17 protein-coding genes are annotated in these 18,239 nt (G+C 40.6%); 10 read left to right on the top strand and 7 right to left on the bottom strand.

What is annotated here, in order from left to right:
- Positions 1 to 39: 39 nt before the first annotated feature.
- Positions 40 to 1,041, bottom strand: a complete 1,002-nt coding sequence (locus tag VB711_RS25110) for a peptidoglycan-binding protein (RefSeq protein WP_323289160.1) — start codon at positions 1,039 to 1,041, stop codon at positions 40 to 42.
- A 156-nt stretch (positions 1,042 to 1,197) separates the two neighbouring features.
- Positions 1,198 to 5,043: a cobaltochelatase subunit CobN gene (cobN, locus tag VB711_RS25105; protein WP_323289159.1), complete on the bottom strand. Its 3,846-nt coding sequence runs from the start codon at positions 5,041 to 5,043 to the stop codon at positions 1,198 to 1,200.
- A 261-nt stretch (positions 5,044 to 5,304) separates the two neighbouring features.
- On the opposite strand from cobN, the gene VB711_RS25100 reads away from it, so the two are divergent.
- Positions 5,305 to 7,179, top strand: coding sequence for a GAF domain-containing sensor histidine kinase (locus tag VB711_RS25100; protein ID WP_323289158.1), 1,875 nt, complete (start codon positions 5,305 to 5,307; stop codon positions 7,177 to 7,179).
- 90 nt (positions 7,180 to 7,269) lie between these two features.
- Positions 7,270 to 7,947 (top strand): N-acetylmannosamine-6-phosphate 2-epimerase, encoded by a 678-nt coding sequence (locus tag VB711_RS25095; protein ID WP_323289157.1) that lies wholly within the window; start codon positions 7,270 to 7,272, stop codon positions 7,945 to 7,947.
- Between the two features lie 306 nt (positions 7,948 to 8,253).
- Here VB711_RS25095 and VB711_RS25090 read toward each other — a convergent pair whose 3' ends face one another.
- Both VB711_RS25090 and VB711_RS25085 read right to left on the bottom strand, forming a co-directional pair.
- Complete coding sequence (locus VB711_RS25090) at positions 8,254 to 9,402, bottom strand: homospermidine biosynthesis protein (RefSeq protein WP_323289156.1); 1,149 nt, start codon at positions 9,400 to 9,402, stop codon at positions 8,254 to 8,256.
- A 42-nt stretch (positions 9,403 to 9,444) separates the two neighbouring features.
- On the bottom strand, positions 9,445 to 9,966 hold the full coding sequence (locus VB711_RS25085; protein ID WP_323289155.1) for an O-acetyl-ADP-ribose deacetylase: 522 nt from the start codon (positions 9,964 to 9,966) through the stop codon (positions 9,445 to 9,447).
- A 390-nt stretch (positions 9,967 to 10,356) separates the two neighbouring features.
- Between VB711_RS25085 and cobO the strand changes: the two genes are divergently transcribed.
- A complete protein-coding gene (gene cobO / locus VB711_RS25080) occupies positions 10,357 to 11,034 on the top strand; it encodes a cob(I)yrinic acid a,c-diamide adenosyltransferase (protein ID WP_323289154.1) in 678 nt (225 codons plus the stop codon).
- A 52-nt stretch (positions 11,035 to 11,086) separates the two neighbouring features.
- Positions 11,087 to 11,311: a hypothetical protein gene (locus VB711_RS25075; RefSeq protein ID WP_323289153.1), complete on the top strand. Its 225-nt coding sequence runs from the start codon at positions 11,087 to 11,089 to the stop codon at positions 11,309 to 11,311.
- Positions 11,312 to 11,555: 244 nt separating this feature from the next.
- Here the strand turns inward: VB711_RS25075 and VB711_RS25070 are convergent, their stop codons facing one another.
- Genes VB711_RS25070 through VB711_RS25060 form a run of 3 tightly spaced genes read right to left on the bottom strand, consistent with a single transcriptional unit; the run spans position 11,556 to position 13,732 of the window.
- A complete protein-coding gene (locus VB711_RS25070) occupies positions 11,556 to 12,203 on the bottom strand; it encodes a pentapeptide repeat-containing protein (RefSeq protein WP_323289152.1) in 648 nt (215 codons plus the stop codon).
- Complete coding sequence (locus tag VB711_RS25065) at positions 12,200 to 13,585, bottom strand: DICT sensory domain-containing protein (protein WP_323289151.1); 1,386 nt, start codon at positions 13,583 to 13,585, stop codon at positions 12,200 to 12,202. Before VB711_RS25065 ends, VB711_RS25070 begins: the two co-directional genes overlap by 4 nt.
- A gap of 21 nt (positions 13,586 to 13,606) precedes the next feature.
- The gene (locus VB711_RS25060; protein ID WP_323289150.1) at positions 13,607 to 13,732 is read right to left on the bottom strand and encodes a hypothetical protein; all 126 of its coding nucleotides are present in this window, start codon (positions 13,730 to 13,732) and stop codon (positions 13,607 to 13,609) included.
- A gap of 373 nt (positions 13,733 to 14,105) precedes the next feature.
- Here VB711_RS25060 and VB711_RS25055 point away from each other — a divergent pair, with 373 nt between their 5' ends.
- The 6 genes from VB711_RS25055 to VB711_RS26595 all read left to right on the top strand — a co-directional run.
- Positions 14,106 to 16,319: a phosphoketolase gene (locus VB711_RS25055; RefSeq protein WP_323289149.1), complete on the top strand. Its 2,214-nt coding sequence runs from the start codon at positions 14,106 to 14,108 to the stop codon at positions 16,317 to 16,319.
- Positions 16,320 to 16,407: 88 nt separating this feature from the next.
- The gene (locus VB711_RS25050; RefSeq protein WP_323289148.1) at positions 16,408 to 16,797 is read left to right on the top strand and encodes a GxxExxY protein; all 390 of its coding nucleotides are present in this window, start codon (positions 16,408 to 16,410) and stop codon (positions 16,795 to 16,797) included.
- Positions 16,798 to 16,945: 148 nt separating this feature from the next.
- A complete protein-coding gene (locus tag VB711_RS25045) occupies positions 16,946 to 17,521 on the top strand; it encodes a hypothetical protein (protein WP_323289147.1) in 576 nt (191 codons plus the stop codon).
- The gene (locus tag VB711_RS25040; protein WP_323289146.1) at positions 17,500 to 17,802 is read left to right on the top strand and encodes a hypothetical protein; all 303 of its coding nucleotides are present in this window, start codon (positions 17,500 to 17,502) and stop codon (positions 17,800 to 17,802) included. The genes VB711_RS25045 and VB711_RS25040 overlap by 22 nt, the downstream gene beginning before the upstream one ends.
- 140 nt (positions 17,803 to 17,942) lie before the next feature.
- Positions 17,943 to 18,164, top strand: coding sequence for a ribbon-helix-helix domain-containing protein (locus tag VB711_RS25035; protein ID WP_017803783.1), 222 nt, complete (start codon positions 17,943 to 17,945; stop codon positions 18,162 to 18,164).
- A partial coding sequence (locus tag VB711_RS26595) for a type II toxin-antitoxin system PemK/MazF family toxin (RefSeq protein WP_416233619.1) occupies positions 18,122 to 18,239 on the top strand: 118 nt, incomplete at its 3' end. The genes VB711_RS25035 and VB711_RS26595, both read left to right, overlap by 43 nt.

Below are 18,239 nucleotides of genomic sequence, written 5' to 3'. Positions count from 1 at the left end.
GCGGTTAGTTAATCTTAATAATTTATTTCTTAGAAGTCGCTAAAATCCTCCTTTTTTGATGTCACTTAAACTAACACCGTAAAATTCTTGAGCGCGTTTGATGGCTTTTCTAGTATCTGTTGCCATCATGCCATTGATGGGACCTTTATAAAAACCTCTTTCTTGTAGTCTTCTTTGGATTTCTAAGACATTAAAATCACTTTTGGGGGAAGTTTTGGCTAAACTATGTAACTTAGACCGGGTGTTTTGGTCAGCAATGCCATTGATTTCCAGTTTTTGATTTTTCTGAAATTTACGAACTGCTTCGGCTGTGTGAGAACCATAATAACCCGTTATTTGACCTTCTAAATATCCTGTCTTCATGAGTTGTTCTTGGACAATTCTCACTGCTTCACCGCGATCGCCCAAATTTAGAGTATCTCTACTTACTGTTTTTGGCGAACTATCCGCACCATTGCTTACCTCAACTGGTGGTAATTTGGCTAATGTCGCTGCACCAACAACACCGTCAACACTTAATTTATAAGCCTTTTGGAAGTTTTTTACAGATTCTTCTGTAATCGGTCCAAATATACCTGTGGCGTTTCCATAATAAAAACCAGCTACCCGTAAGCGTTCTTGCAACACTCGCACATCTTCACCTTCATCACCTTTACTCAGCAACTTAGGATTTTTGCGTTTGTTAGTTACAGAACTAATTTTCACAACTTGCTGATTTGTTGAATTAGCCGATAAACTAGGAGCTTTTTTGAGGGCTTTTTGCAGATGTTCGCCAATCTGTTCAGAAGAATGATATGTTTGAGTGACTGGTGATTGGAGTTTTTCGGGGAGATTTTCTGGCTTTTCTAAAGCTAAAACGCTGCTGACGGTGTTGAGAAGAGATAGGGTAATAGCGAGGGGAAGCATATACTTCCAAGCTTTGCTGGAAAGGGTTTTCCAGTTTGGCGCTGGGGCTTGGTTGAATAAGTCACCCAAGGATACCAATTCGCTGGACTCCCCTTGATATGTGCAAGCTAAATGTAAATAGGCCAGACTTTCCATATTTTTTTCTTAAATTATCTGGATTAACGAACCGCAGAGGCGCAGAGAACGCAGAGGAATGAGGGTTTGAGAGATTTTTTGCGTTAGATGGTTGAGTGTTTTTTTATTTGGAAGTTCCTTATTTAATAGGTTCTGTCAATGCGTAACTCCTAATTACTATTTTTCTTCGATCGCAGCTTCGGCTTGATGTACTAAATTTCGCAAATTTTCGAGAGTTTGTATATTCGCATTTTCCCATAAACCGCGTTGATGTGCTTCTAACAATCTTTCGGCTATGTCACGCAACGCCCAGGGATTTTTTTCTTGAATAAATTCACAAACATCTGTATCTTCTAAATAGGCTTGTACAACGCCCTGATACATATAATCTTCCACACATTGGGCGGTTGCATCGTAGGCGAATAAGAAATCTACTGTTGCAGCCATTTCAAATGCACCTTTATAACCGTGACGCATTACCCCAGCAATCCATTTAGGATTAACTACACGGGAACGATACACCCGCGCAATTTCTGTTTGGAGTTGACGGACTTTTGGAAGGGAAGGAATGGAATTATCACCAAAATAAGTTTGAGGATTTTTTCCCTGAAGAGAACGCACCGCAGCCGTTAACCCACCCTGAAATTGATAGTAATCATCGGAGTCAAGTAAATCATGTTCTCGATTATCTTGATTGTGCAACACGATTTGCATTTGAGACAACCGCATCTGGAAAGCTTCAAGATTGGCGGTAGATTGTTTTTCAGTAGAAGTAAACAATTCTCCCCCTGCCCCCTGCCCCCTGCCCCCTGCCTCTTTCTTCCCGCCATAACTGTAACAACTCCAATTGGTATAAGCGCGGGCTAAATCTTGGTCGTTTTCCCAATTTTGGGAAGCCATTAACCCTTGGAGTCCGGCACCATAAGCCCCTGGTTGAGAACCAAAAATCCGGTATTGCGATCGCTCTTGTGCTATTTCTAAAGGTAATCCTTGTTGAGTCCATAAATCGGTCTCTTGACGAACTGTTAAAGCTAAGGGATTTTGCTCTGGGGGTTCATCTAAGGCGGCTACAGCAGTCACGGCTTGAGAAAACAAATCTATCAAGTTGGGAAAGGCATCCCTAAAAAATCCAGAAATTCTTAATGTCACATCCACACGCGGACGACCCAAAATCGTTAAGGGTAAAATTTCAAAATCTACTACTCTCCTCGCTGCACCGTCCCAAACTGGTTGGACTCCTAATAACGCTAAAGCCTCGGCTATATCATCACCCCCGGTTCTCATGGTGGCTGTACCCCAAACGGATAATCCTAATGTTTTTGGATATTCTCCATTTTCTTGGGTGTAGGTTTCTATCAGGGTTTCGGCGGCTTTTCTCCCTATATCCCAAGCGGTTTCTGTGGGTATGGCGCGAATATCTACTGCGTAAAAGTTTTTCCCGGTTGGTAGCACTTCTGGTCTTCCTCTGGTGGGTGCGCCTGATGCCCCACTGGGTACATATTTACCATCTAATCCTTTTAATAAGTTGGTGATTTCTTCTTGGGTTTTTTGCAGGGAGGGGAGAAGTTTGAATTTGATCCAATCTAGTTCGGGGGGGGGTTGTTTTCCTTCTATGATTTGTTCTACTAAGAGGGCGGCTTGCGTTTCTAGATACTCTACTGCGTCTCCGTGGGTACGGCAGGATGGAAGGTTCACGCAGAGGCGCAGAGGCGCGGAGAGGTCTGTTGTGAGGGGGTCGAGGTCTAGGTTTAGGTTTTGGGCTAGGAAGCGGGTTATGCCTATGGAGTGACGATTGGGAATGCGTGCGATCGCTACTATTAAATCTCTTAGTTGTCTACCTTGGGGACATTTACCAAAAATATGCAGTCCGTCCCGAATTTGCGCTTCTTTTAATTCACATAAGTATCCATTTAAGGAGTTTAATATTAATGTTTCAAAGTTCTCTATGTCTTTTTGTTCTTTGATTCCTAAGTCTTTGTATAGGTTCTCTTTAATTACTAATTCTTGAATACGTTCTCTGATTAATGGTAATCTTGTGGGATCTAAACTCTCAGCTTCATAATATTCATCTGTTAGGTTTTCTAGTTGTTGCAATCCTCCATACAATTCTGCTCTTGTCATTGGAGGGGTGAGGTGATCAATAATTACAGCTTGCGCCCGTCTTTTGGCTTGTGAACCTTCTCCTGGATCGTTGACAATAAAGGGGTATAGGTGCGGCATTGCTCCTAATGCTATTTCTGGATAACATTTATTAGATAAAGCTACACTTTTACCCGGTAGCCATTCTAAGTTTCCATGTTTTCCAAGATGAATTATGGCATCTGCTTGAAAGTTTTCTCTCACCCAATAATAAAATCCTAAATAAGCATGGGTTGGTTCTAAATCTGGTGCATGATAATTCAAACTAGGGTCAAAATCATAGCCTCTTGATGGTTGTATGCCAATAAAAATATTACCAAGTTGGATTCCAGAAATAGGAAAGTTATCAGAATTAGTTATTCCCCAACGTTCATTAATTGCTGTTTGTATTTCTGTAGGTAAGGTTTCAAAATATTTTTGATATTCTTCTATCGTTAAACTTTGTTCTACTCGTCGCCAATCTTTACTTTCTGGATCATTAGTTACTCCTTCTATCAAACGCTGAATTAATTCATCTCCACTGTTAGGGAAACCTTCTACTTGATAACCTGTGGAATCTAATGCTTTAAGGATTTCTATACAACTAGCTGGGGTGTCTAATCCTACGCCATTGGCAAGACGACCGTTAGTATTGGGGTAATTTGCTAAAATTATGGCTATGCGGCGTTCTTTCTGTGGTTTGGTGCGTAATTTGATCCAATTTGCCGCTAGTTGAGTAACAAATTCAATCCGATCCTGTTCTGGTTCATAAACTACTACATCTGTTTCTAATTTATCATTTCGCGTTTGCAAAGTTTTGAATGACACTGCACGGCTAATAATTCGTCCGTCTACTTCTGGTAACGCCACATTTATTGCCATATCACGGGGAGTTAATCCTTCCGTTTGATTTTTCCACTGTTCAACTGAACCCCCACTCAAAATCACTTGCAAAACTGGTACATCTAATTTTTCCCAAAGTTCAATTTGCGGTGTTTCTGTTTCTAATCGCGCTACAGAAAAGCTGGTGGTATTAAGCAAAAGTTCAATATTTTCTGAATCTTTTGGCTGAAAAATTTTGTTTAATTGTTCACTAACTCCAGGTTCGCGTAATGAAGATACAAACACAGGTACAGGTTCTAAGTTTTTTCTTGCTAAAGCTGTACACAAAGCATCAATAACTTTTGTATTTCCTGCTAGATAGTGAGCGCGATAAAAAAGAATACCGACTTTAGGCAAAAGAGTAGGAATTAGACTTTCTGAATTAATATCTTTAGTTTCTGTATGATAATCTAGAAGCTTTGTATTATCTTCTTTAAAATTTAGATTAATATCTTGAAGCGTTGTATTGCCATACAAATAATTATACAAGCCAACAAGAGGGATAGTTTGAGGAACAGGAGGTTTAAACGTAGTTGACAAACAACTATCAGCGATAAAAAGTAACCCGTTTGTAAAGTTTTCTATACCACCTTCCTTAAAATAACGACATACTTGATTTACAATTGTTAAAGAAACAGAAGATTTCGATATTAAATCTGGATCAAAAGCGTCGTCACCAGGCATTACAATTAAGTTTGTACCCTGACGTTGAACAATTTCCTGTACAACTTCTAAGCCATAAGCCCAGTAAGAACTTCCTCCCAATAAACGAAGAATAATTACCTGAGCAAATTCTAATACTTGTTCACCATAAGTATCTATAGTTATTTGTTGCTGTAATTGCAGCAAATTGGCGACTCTAAGAGCAGGAAAATTTTCAGGTAATTTTGGGGCTGTAGCTGCTAAAGTCTGTATATCAGTGTCAGCAGCCGTAATAAACACGATAGGGGCGGGGGTTTGTTCCAAAAAAATTAGACTTTCTGACTGATTCCAACCGCCAGATGTGGCACTTATACGATGCATAATTTTAAATTACCGTTTTAATTAGTTAACTCAAGAAGCCCTGGCGACTAGAAGTCGCGGCTACACAGACAAAACCCACCTCCGTGGGTTTCAAACCCTTGATTTTTCCTTAGTCCACCTGCGTGGAATTTATTTGTGTTTATAAAATCAAAACATTAAACATTTTGGAAAAAGTTCGTTATTTAATCATTTTGAGTATATCCTCAATCCTTAGCGGTTTTATTCTGTAGGCATTTAGCCCATTTCACCAGATTTTTGACAATGGTTAGTTATCCTAATTTGGGCTTTTCTCGAACTTTACCTTTAAGTATATTTAATCAGCTTGGGGAATCGTTACAGCAGATGGCTCAATCTCTAGAAAGTGCTGCTTTGGTGATGACGGAAGCGGTGTTACTCAGGGTAAGAGTAGCTGGAGAATGGGAAAATTTGCGGTTTACGTTGTTGGTTTCTGAAGGATTCAGTGCGCTTTTGGTGGGAAATGAACCAAGAGATTTAGAAACAGATTCAACACTGATTGTAAATTTAACATTTAATGCAGAAGCGATCGCTGTTTTTATTGGCAAATTAAGAAAATTGTTTGAGTATAATTATCATACTTGTCAAATTCTAGAACACTATCAGCAACTTCTATCTCCTAATGATACCACTCTCCAAGAACAATTCACATTTTTGTTATTAGAATATTTCCTAACATTACCACATTTAGAATTAAAACCATCTACCAGTATCGACGCTGGAGAAAATTTGATTTGTCAACCAGTAGAAGCAGCCTTGAAAAAACAAATTGCCCAGGAGCAACTGTTAAACCAAGTGACAACGCAAATCCGTCAAACTCTAGATTTATCTGTAATTATGTCCACGGCAATTACACAAGTACGGGAATTTTTGGAGTTAGACAGATTAGTAATTTATAAATTTGAGCCGACGAGAAACAAGAATTTAAATTCCTCATCTACACCTGTTGAATACCAAGAACAAGGGGGATATATTCTTTATGAAGACCTGGCTAGAGAAGCAATTCCCAGTATATTGAATTATCAAGAAACAAGTTGTTTGAATCGAAATTCTCAATGTTGGAAAAAGTATCACCAAGGGTTTATTTTAGCCATAGATGATGTAGAAAAGACCTATACTTTAGAAGATTGTTTGTTAGGTTTTTTAAGAAAAAGCCAAGTCAGGGCTAAATTAGCAGCACCGATTGTATTTGAAGAGAAACTATGGGGTTTATTAATTGCTCATCAGTGTGATATTCCCCACGAATGGACAAAGAGTGAAAAGAAACTATTAAGTTCAGTAGCGGAACAATTAGCGATCGCTATTCATCAAACTGAATTAATGCGATCGCTCACCCAAGAAAAACAAACTCTCGAACAAAGAGTAGTAGAACGAACAATGGCACTACGAGAAGCCCTTCTAGCAGCCGAAGCAGCCAGCCGTCTGCGAAGTGAGTTTTTAGCTACCATCAGCCATGAATTACTTACACCGTTAACTCATGTAATTGGGATGTCGTCTACATTACTGCGCTGGCCTTTGGGTGAATTGAGTCCCCGTCAACGGGATTACCTGCAAACCATCCACAACAGTGGAGAACATTTATTAGAAATGATTAACGACATCCTAGAGTTATCTCAAATTGAGGCTGGTAAAGCAGTATTAAATATTTGCGAATTTTCCTTAGTCAAGATAGCCGAAAATACCCTAGAATACCTGAGTGAAAAAGCCACCAGCGAAAAAGTCACCCTGAAACTCGACTTGCAAATCAACCCCAATAATCATCTTTTTACCGCCGATTCTAGCAGAATAGAAAAAATACTCTGGAATCTACTCACTAACGCCATCAAATTCACCCCAGAATCAGGTAATGTCACCTTACGCTTGTGGGTAGAAGATAATACAGCCATCTTTCAGATAGAAGATACTGGTATTGGCATTCCAGAAGAACAAATCCCCCTATTATTTGAAAAGTTTCAACAACTTGATACACCCTATCGCCGTCGCTACGAAGGTACAGGACTAGGTTTAGCCCTAACTAAACAACTTATAGAATTACATCGGGGTCGAATTGAAGTAGAATCCACTGTAGGCATCGGTTCAATTTTTACTGTCTGGATTCCTGCTCAACCCATGCAAATCTGAGTTAGTCAGGAAAAATGCCCTTTTTAAGTCCCTATCTTACCCCCTACAGGCAGCCTTTCACTGTTATCTATTCCCCCATCTTCCACCATAATGCCTAACTTAATTTCCACCCTAAACAAAGGATTAATTGTTTCCTGTCAAGCGCCCGTAAATTCACCACTCCATGAACCAATGGTAATTGCGGCCATGGCTCAGGCAGCCGTGAATAATGGTGCGGCCGGCGTGCGTATTGATACCCCAGCACATATCAAAGCGGTGCGAGAAAAGGTGCAAGTTCCAATCATTGGTTTATGGAAGCAAGTCATACCAGGGTCAGAAGTCTACATTACACCACAGTTTCACCATGCCGTCGCTGTTGCCGCAGCAGGAGCAGATATTATTGCCATAGATGCAACTACAAGATACCGTCCCGATGATGAAAACGTGGCTGATATTATTACCCTCATTCATCAAGAATTAGGTAAGCCAGTGATGGCAGATGTAGATACAATTGAAGCAGCAAAGGCGGCGGTTAATGCTGGTGCTGATATTGTGGGAACAACTCTTTTTGGTTATACTGCGGAAACTAGAAATTTCACTCCTCCTAGTTGGGAATTTCTCACCCAGATCATAGAACAACTAAATATTATAGTCATTTGTGAAGGTGGTATTTCTTCGCCTCATGAAGCCCGTAAAGCCTTAGATTTAGGAGCTAATGCAGTGGTAGTTGGGACAGCAATTACAGGCATTGATTTATTAGTTCAAGCTTATAAATCCGCTTTGACTTGATGCAGGTATTTTTCCATTGAGCGATCGCCAAACACTCTCCCACCCTGGCAATTTCTCTCTACAAAAGCAGCAGGTTTGGGGAGACGTTCCCTGGAACGTCTCTAGCTTGTTTCCTGACTCCTGACTCCTGACTCCTGAGTCCTAGCCCTAACGAAAGGACTTGGTGTTGCTGAGTGAAAGTATGATTTTATTTCACGCAGAGGCGCAGAGACGCAGAGAGTAAGAGTTTGGGAGATGGAATTTTTGACTTTCATACCTCAATTCAGCAACGCCGGACTTTTTCCGCAAACCCTACTTAGTAAAAGCTTAACTTCTCACTGGTGTACCGCAGGGATAGGTTGCTGCTTTTTCGACATCACTTTTTTCCCTTGGCTGATCTTTAACAGCGAGATAATCTTTTTGTAGTGTGTCTAACAATGCTTCCCTTTGGTCGTATAATCTTTTCAGGGGACGGGATTGGCACTGATTGAGAACGTAAGCTGTCACCAAGGGCAGAGCGATCGTGCTATCTGTATAACAAACAATGGTGTTAGGTAACTCGTCTGGGTCAATTTTACCCCAACTTACAGCCTCCGCAGGAGTCGCCCCGGATAAACCACCTGTATCAGGACGAGCATCAGTGAACTGAATAAAGTAATCATGTCCTCGTTCTTCCAATCCCAATACTTCGTGGATTTGCGGTTGTGTTTGTAGTAAAAAGTTTTTGGGACTGCCCCCACCGAGAATCACTGCTGCACTTTTTCCTGTATTTTCCCGCGCCCCGTAAGCGATCGCTGCTGTTTCATTCACGTCAATTGAAGGATCTAACACCAATTTTGAGCCTTCTAACGCCAAAGCTGCCACATTCATCCCAATTGAACTATCACCAGGGGAAGAAGTGTAGATTGGTACACCATACTCATAAGCCGTGGCCAATAAACAAGAATGTTTTACACCCAATTGCTTCTCCACTTCCCGGACATATTTACCCAGCAAATGATGAAATTCAGCCGTTCCCATCCGCTTTTGAAAAGGTTCAGCTTGGAGGATTTTGCGGATGAACGCATCGGTTTCTAGCAGAACATCATATCCAAAAATGATATCATAAATTCTGATTGTCCCTTCTTCCCGTAGTTTGACATCATCTAAAAACGGACTACCGGCAAACAATTCAAAACCCAACCCATAGTGCATATCATGATAAAGATTTGCACCAGTGCTAATCATCCAATCAATAAAACCGTTACGAATTAAAGGTGCAAGGGCAGAAACGCCAAATCCGGCTGGTGTCAGCGCCCCGGACACACTCACCCCCACTGTAACACCTGGTTGGAGGACATCATTAGTTAATAACTGGCAGATTTCCCGCAAACGGGCTGAATTGTAGGCGGTAAAGTAATTATTGATTAAATCTACCACCCCAATATCCTTTGACATCGGCACAGGTGCGATTTTTTTACCTTGCTGTTTTGACATTCTTCCTAACTCCCTTGGTAAATACCCTGAATCTAATGTTATCTAGCTTTCCACCAGTTCTTGCAAAACTTGTAAATATATATGATATGCTTCTTGATTGAAACAGACAAATATTACTTCTTCTGGTAATTCATGGCTTTGTAAAAACCGATTAACTTCCGTCACAGCAATATAAGCAGCACGCACTACCGGAAAATTATAAACCCCTGTACTAATTCCTGGAAAAGCAATAGATTTAATTTGATGTTGTTCAGCCAAGGCTAAACTATGACGATAACAACTAGCTAATAGCTGATCTTCACCGTGGGTTCCATGTTTCCACACCGGGCCAACTGTGTGAATTACCCATTTAGCCGGGAGTTGGTAGCCTTTGGTAATTTTTGCTTTACCCGTGGCGCAACCATTTAATCGGCGACATTCTTCGAGTAGTCCTGTGCCGGCTGCTTGGTGAATAGCACCATCAACACCACCGCCACCGAGTAAGAAATTGTTAGCAGCGTTAACGATCGCCTCGACTTGTAGAGTTGTAATATCACCTTGAACAACTTCAATGTTTTTGCTCATTTTTGTGTAAATAGTTGGTGTTGTGGTAAAATAGAAATTAAGTCCATAATATTAATTCTATTTTCTGATTGGATTAAAATAATTGAAGAAGGAGTCAGTAGCCAGGAGTCAGAATAAATTAGTGGGGGATTCATGCTTACCACTTTCTTATTGACCGCTAAATCTATGATTTTGTGGGGTCTTCAACCCAATTATACATCCGCCAGTCATACATAATTCATTCTGACTTCTGACTCCTGTAAGTAATGAGACAGAATTAATTACACAACTGACTTTTCTGTTCCCTGTTCCCTGTTCCCTGTTCCCTCTCTCAACGAATGAATTTAATTTTCTCCGACTACTTATTCTTTTTGATAAAAAGATATTTTGTGAAACTCATAAAAAAGGTTAATGGAAAACGATACACCAAAAGAATTAGATTCAGATAAAGAGATAGAACGGTTGATTGATGAGGTGATGTCATCAGCTTTAAGCGATGAACAATACCGAAAAAAGATGCAGCGCCGGAAAGAGGTACAGGATCAAAGGATAGCAAAAGCTGTACCAGAAAAAGGGTTAATTATTGTGAATACTGGGAATGGCAAGGGTAAAACTACGGCGGCTTTGGGGATGGTATTAAGGTCGCTAGGTCATGGATATAAAGTAGCGATCGTCCAATTTATCAAGGGTGCATGGGAACCGGCGGAAAAGATGGCTTTTAGTCATTGGGGAGATCAGTTAGAGTTTCATGCTATGGGTGAAGGTTTTACTTGGGAAACACAAGATCGCGATCGCGATTTAGAAAAAGCCTCTGCTGCTTGGGCTAAATCTTTAGAATACATCCTCAACCCAGATTTTAAACTGGTTTTATTAGATGAAATTAATATCGCGCTGAAACTAAATTATTTGCAAATTGAGGAAGTATTAGCTGGTTTAGCCCAAAAACCACCAGATAAGCACGTAATTTTGACAGGTAGAGGCGCACCACCAGAGTTAATTGAAAAGGCTGATTTAGTCACGGAAATGACTTTAATTAAACATCCTTTTCGAGATAAAGGGGTTAAAGCCCAACCAGGTATTGAGTATTAGGGAATCTAAGAAAGTGATTATTTGACCAATTCCAAAAATAATGGCTAAAGAAATGAAAACAATAGAAACAGTTCTGAATGTTACTCCCAATGGACAAAATACAGTGGAATTACCTCCAGATATTCCCGCAGGTGAATATCAAGTAGTCATAGTTTTTAATGAAAAACTTAAATCAGAACAACTAGCAGCGAAAAATAAAGTACAAAATTTAAAATTTTCAGCCTATCCTGTCGGTTTAGTTTCTGACAATTTCAGGTTTCGTAGAGAAGACTTATAGCAAGCGTCAAGGTGATTAGGACATCAACAAATGATAAAACCTAGACAGAAAAAGACTTTCAAGTTTGTTAAAAGTTCCCAGCCATAACTAGATAATTTATTTTGGACTACTACTTATTTGGTGTGGCAAATACACGCCAGATAACAAAGACTGTAAGCCCTAAATAGGCGAATACAGTCAGCCATTCTTGCCAACGACTTGATATATTATTCATGGGTAATAGGAGAAAAAAGGTAAAATTAAACTATTTAAATTGAGAATCTGCCTCCAATATCGTACCGACTAAACACGCCTGGAACAAACTCACACCAGTCAATTTCGTGGCTTCTAACTCAGCACAGAGTAAATTTGCACCCATCAAATTTGCCCCTGTTAAATTGGCTGCCCTTAAATCTACTTCTTCTAAATTAGCTTGGGTTAATATCGCACCTTGTAAATCGGCACGACTTAAATCAGCGCCTTTGAGGTTTGCCCCTGACAAGTTTACACCCCGTAAATCAGCACCCCGTAGGTCTGCACCTTGGAGGTTTACATTGATTAAATTAGCACCACTTAAAAAAGCACCTGCTAATGATGTGTCGCTGAGTGTTGCACCCATCAAGTTTGCCCCACGCAAGTTGCTACCGCGTAAATCAGCACCTGTTAAATCAGCTTGCATTAAGTTTGCTCCCATCAGGTTAGCACGCAAGTCGGTTTGTTGAAGGTTAGCACCCATCAAGTTTGCACCTTCAAAATGTCCACCTTCGAGTTTGGAAGCAAAGAAGTTAACACCAACTAAGTTAGCACCGGCTAAATTAATCCGGCTTAAATCTAGTTCGGAGAGTTCCTCGTCTTCTAAATTTGCCCCTGGAAGTTGTTTGAGTTTTCCTAATCTAATGGTTTCAATATTCATTGGAGGTAACTTTTAATCTCTTCACTACTTTTGGTGTGGGTGTCCCATCGAGGATCAAGTAACCACATAGCACTGCTAATTTTGGGTTTCATCAAGGGAAAATCGAGTCCCTGTTGTAAACCCATGACTAACAAAGCTAGGGTATCTACAAGTTTAGGGTCAAAACGGGTAGATTGTTGTTGTTGACAATGATCTAAGGCTTGAGAAAATATTTCTTCGCCTGGTTGATTTAAGTATTTTTGCTGATTGACTTGCCACTGAAAATTTGCTGCTAAGGCTAAAATTCTAGATTCTAGGGGTATTTCGTCTCCAATTAGACCGGCTGGTTCTCCTGTACCGTTCCACCATTCGGTTTGGTGGGTGATAATTTGAGCGATCGCTCTCAGTCGTGACATTGTGCGTAATACTTGGGCCCCTGGTACTAGGGGACAGGTGAGGGGACAACTGGGGGCATCTTCTTGATAACGGTGAGATGAGCCGGGGGTGAGGGCGCTTTCAGCCTTTTGTAGGGGATCTATGCGATGCAGCAAGGCGGCAAGACGTAATCTTTTGATTTGCCATGCGGGTAAATCTAATAACTGCGCCATTGTTTCGCAAATTGCTACTACTTCGGCGGCGGCCATGGGGTTGTTGATATCTGCTAGATCCATTAATTGCGCCATTCGCAAAAATGCCTGAATTTCGTTAGAAACCAAGTTGCGATCTAGGGTTTGTTGGGGTATGGTTAATTTTTCTTGCCCGGTTTGCAGGTAATCAACTACGCGAGAAACTACTGCACTGAGTTCTTCTGGTGTAGCAATGCTGGTTTTAATGTTTTGTTTATGACTATTGAGTTTGTGGGCTAGTTCTGGGTTATATTTTTCAATGTGAGCGATCGCTATTTCTGCCGTTTCTTGCACCAATTCAGGTTCAAATGTCCACAATCCGTAAAATTTACGCTCTAAATCGGATGTTGGTAATCCACCACTTCCATAATCATCTGCGGATAATTCTTGACAAATTACCATTGCTGTGTATTCAGAAGACAAAATAATCAAGTGCCACTCTTCAGCCACCGGATCATTTGCCTCTAAACCGACTAAATTGACATTGGGTAATTCGCTGGTAGGATGTTCTGCAAAACCAGAGTTAGCGGCCGCCATAATCACAATTTCCCGACTGCACTGGGCAATATCAGCATAGCGGTCGGCTTCTTGCAGATACCATTTACCCTGCTGAAAAGCGGTAATTACTAAGGGTGTCCCCTCACTGCCCAAGATATGATCTTCTAAGGCGTGACACAAGGCGACTAAAGTATTTTTAAAATACACACCAAAATGAATTGGTCTGGTAGTTGACCGGTGGGCTATTTCCAGCTTTTGTAAAATTGAACCTTTTAACATGGATTTTTATAATTAAATGAATCAGAATCTAGAATGACAAGAATTTAAGCGGATAGCGATCGCTCTATACTGGGGATAGAATGATGGTAACTGCATAATTATTTGCTGATTTCCTGGTTCTTGATTAACTTGCTGGTGTTTTTGCAAATTATATAGTAACTCTAACCTGATTCTGCCAAAAGGATGGTTGGGTGTTGATTTCTGAAATAACTATTCTTCCTCCTGACTCCTGACTCCTAGTAGTCTGTCAAATTTATTTTGACGGGTAATAATAGGAAAAAACTTCTGTTTTCCCTCCCCTACTCCCCCTGCCCCTCTTCTCCCCCTGCTTGCCTTTACCCGTCATTTTTGGATTGACAGACTACTAGCCCTAAACAAAAGACTTTTTCCCAAGTCCTATTTAATCTATTTATCGTGAACTTGCAAAAAAGCAATAAACTGTTACAACCTGAAAGATGTAAAATTTTTGTTAAATAAAACCAGCATCTACAGTTTATCCAGATTTTATAAGGTATTCAGCATGACAGCAATTACGCCAAAGGCAGCTTCCACAGTTCCCAATTTTTGTGAAGGGATTCAATATTTTGGGGAAGCGTTACCAGATTTTGAAACTTATGGTGTTACTCCGGTGATAGAATCGGGCAAGAGCGCGATCGCCTCTGTAACCGATCCTCAAGCAGTATATCAGACTTTACTAGGGGCAGATGCTTTACGTTATTTAACTCTACAAATCACAGCTAGTAAGGCTTCTGGCCATCCCGGCGGTTTTGCCAGCCAAGCGGAAGCTTATGCAGCTTTGGTCATGCTGGGACATAAAAACATTATCACGGAAGTGGGACACCATGCTCCTGGTTTTTATAGTGCCATGTTCTTAGACAGGTCGTTGGAGGATATGGGTATTGTTAATGTACAACAATTGCGCGATCGCTTTCGAGAAAAGCATGGATTATTAGGACACCTTTCCGGCTACATTCCCGGTATTCTCGCACCTGCTGGACCCCTGGGACAAGGACAACATTTCGCCATGGCCGCAGCACTCTTGCACCGTGATAAACTCTTCCCCTTCACCTTGGGAGACGGGGGACTGGGTGAACCCTATATCATGAGTTCAATGGCGCATTTCAACACCGCTTACCCCACCGCTACCAACTTCTTACCCGTGTTAGTGTGGAACGGTTACAGCCAAGAACACCACAGCATGGTATCTCTAAAAACCAACGAAGAGATGATTGCATATTGGCAAGGTAACGGTTTTGCCGAAGTTGTGTTAGTAAATGCCAAAGATTTTGACGACCAAAATCAAGCCGGTGAGTATGTTGATAGTACCGCTTTTTCTTTTGCCAACCGCCTAGAATTTACCAAAGCGGTATTAGTAGGAATGGATAAAGCCGCACGTTCAGCACTTAGCGGAAAATTGACGGTATTTATTATCAAACAACTCAAAGGTGCAGGGGTTCATGATTTAGGGGCAAAATCACACAACCTTTATCCTAAAGATACATTGGATGCACCCCACATCATTACAGCTTTAAAAAATCGGGCTTTATCTGTAGAAGCATGGCAAACAGTCCGCACCAATGCCGAACGTGCAGGAGGTGGACCGGCGGCTAAAACTGTAGTTACAGAATTTGAATTACCCTTAGCAGATTTAGGTAAATTACCATTAGAAGAATATAAAGTGGGGGCAGTTCCTCAAGTTGCTACAACTGTGATGGGTAAGTTGGTGGGAGTAGTAGGAAATAAGGATAAAAATTTCCTTGTGACTAACGCCGATGGTAACGCCGCTTCAGGAATTGGTAATATTAATGAAGCATTAAAAATCAATCACCCCACCACAGATGATACCTATCATCAAGCCCCAGGTGGTCAAGTTTATGAACCTTTGAGCGAAGATGCTTGTGCAGGATTAGCGGCTGGTTTATCCTTAATGGGGGCGAGAACTTTGTGGTGTTCCTATGAATCTTTTGCGATCAATGGTTTACCAATTTGGCAAACTGTCACCCAAGCAATGGCAGAATTACGCCGTCAAACACCTTCGACAATTACATTATTTACAGCCGGGGCTTTAGAACAAGGACGCAACGGTTGGACTCACCAAAGACCCGAAATTGAAGCTTATTTTGCTTCTTTGATGAGAACCGGAAATGTCTTCCCATTATTTCCCCCAGATGCTAACAGTATTCAAGTCTGTTATAACTGGGCTTTGCAAACAAAAAATAAGGGCATTGTCATTACTGCTAGTAAGTCACCTTTGCCAATTCGTAGCACCTTTGCCCAAACTGAAAAAGGCTTAATTGATGGTGCGGTGTTATTACATGAAGTTGCTGGTGGGAAGACTGTTGTATTTGCTGTCATTGGCGATTTGACATTAATTCCTGTGTTTGAAGCGGCGGCATTTTTAGAAACTGAAGGTATTGGTGTGAAGATTGTTTCTATTATCAATCCTCGTCGTTTATATCGTCCTCATGATACTGCTTGGGATACTTGTTCTGAACCAGATAACGGTTTTTTAAGTGATGCCGATTTTGAGCAATTGTTTGGTGGAGATGCCTTAATTGGTGTGACAGGTGGCGCTGCGGCGATGTTAGAACCGATCATGTTACGTAGTAATTCTAAACGTGATTCTTTTGCCTGGAAGCGTGGGGAAACTACCGCAAGTGCGGGTGAGTTGATGGCTTTTAATGGGTTGACTGCGGAAGCGTTGACTAAGCGGGCTATTGAGTTGGTGCATTAATTAGAACGCAGATGTACGCAGATTAACGCGGATGTTTTGGCGTTGGGTTGCGTACATTTGCTGATTTTTTTAATTGGAGGGAACGCAGATGAACGCTGATGGACGCAGATTGGATTTGAATAAGGTTACAGAGCAGATTATTGGGTGTGCTTTTAAGGTTGGTAATACTTTGGGGGTTGGTTTCTTGGAGGCGGTTTATGAAAATGCTTTGGTGCATGAGTTACGGAAAACTTCTTTGTTGGTTGAGCAACAAAAAATGCTAGAAGTTTGGTATGAAGGTATAGTTGTGGGTAATTATAGGGCTGATTTGTTGGTAGAGAATGCTATTATTGTAGAGTTAAAGGCAGTAACAGCACTAGATAGTAAGCATTTTGCCCAATGTATGAATTATCTTAAAGCCTCTGGACTTACTCTATGTCTATTAATTAATTTTGGTAATCCCAAAGTAGAGATAAAGCGTGTTGTCCGTAATTTCTAAACCCATCTGCGTTTATCAGCGTTCATCCGCGTTTCTCTGAATTAGGGTAGTATTATTTATCGAGCTTTTACTTAGATGGGGATTATTTGAATAAAGCAAAGTTTTATGTGATATAAATTGGAAACTGTGTAATTCAACCTAAAAAACTATGACTAAACCTATACCAACCAAATATAATGATGTTCAGTTTCGTTCTAGATTAGAGGCAAGATGGGCAGCTTTCTTTGATCTCTTAAAATGGGGGTGGGAGTACGAGCCTTGTGACTTTGATGGATGGATTCCCGACTTTTTACTAAAGTTTGATTCTCCTATTTTTGTTGAAGTTAAGCCTGTTTATAATTTTCCACAAGATATTGCTGATGAAATAGAAAATTCAGGTTGTACAGAAGATTGTCTAATTGTGGGAATGACTCTGGATACACATAAAAATAGCTCATATTATGGAGTTCAAATTGGTTGGAAAAGAGTTGTAGATGAAGAAAAGGCTATTTATCTGGAATGCTCTGATCTAGTTTGGCCAGTTTACAAGAATTGGTTTGAAGTCGTCTTTACTCTGGATAAATATAAGGAAATTACTTTTGATGGCGCACCTGGATACACATCAGGAATATCTAGATTTACAGATGGATGGGATGATTATGGTTCACAAGGTTTAGAAAAAGAAGTTCAAAGGTTTTGGCGGATGGCAGGAAACAAAGTGCAATGGAAAAATCCAATTATTTAATAAATTGGACAGTATTTGTATGTTGGGTTGATGCTAGGAAACCCAACAATATTAATAACCCTAAATTACAACCCAAAAACCCTGTATCTGTTCACATCATCTCACCCAACCATCACGAGCGATGTGTACGACGTTGCGCTGTCTGTAGGTATCGCAGCGATGCTTACGGCCAGGGTAGCGATTCCTTCGGTGAGCGCAGCGATCCTTTCGGCGAGAGGAGCGATTCTTACAGCGATGCCTTCGGCGAGAGGAGCGATCGTGTAAATAAGAGAATACAATAAAACCATCACAGATACACCTGGAAATATTAATCTCACCGGAGAATTATCACCCGAACTAAATCAAATCCTAGATTCATAAACTAATAGACTAAAAATATCAAACTAGGCTATACTACTTATAGTATGACTGTGGGTAGGATATGGCTAAAATCTCAATTTCATTGCCAGATGAACTACTAAATTACATTGACCAAAAAGTTGAAAACCGTAGTGCATTGATTGAAAATCTCTTGAAACAATGGCAAGAAAAACAACAAGATGAAGCACTAGCCGCAGCTTGCGCTTTGGTTGATGAATTAGAATTAGGTTGGGAAAGTGAATGGCAAAACATAGCGATTACCGAATGGGAAGCATCTGGATAGTAACATTTGACCCATCCGTAGGTACAGAAATTCAAAAAACTCGTCCAGCACTGATAATTTCTGGGACTTTGTTTA

Origin of the sequence: Cronbergia sp. UHCC 0137, assembly GCF_034932285.1 — a bacterium.
Classification (GTDB): domain Bacteria; phylum Cyanobacteriota; class Cyanobacteriia; order Cyanobacteriales; family Nostocaceae; genus Cronbergia.
Note: the sequence above shows the minus strand (reverse complement) of the source record. Positions and strands in the feature narration are given on the sequence as shown.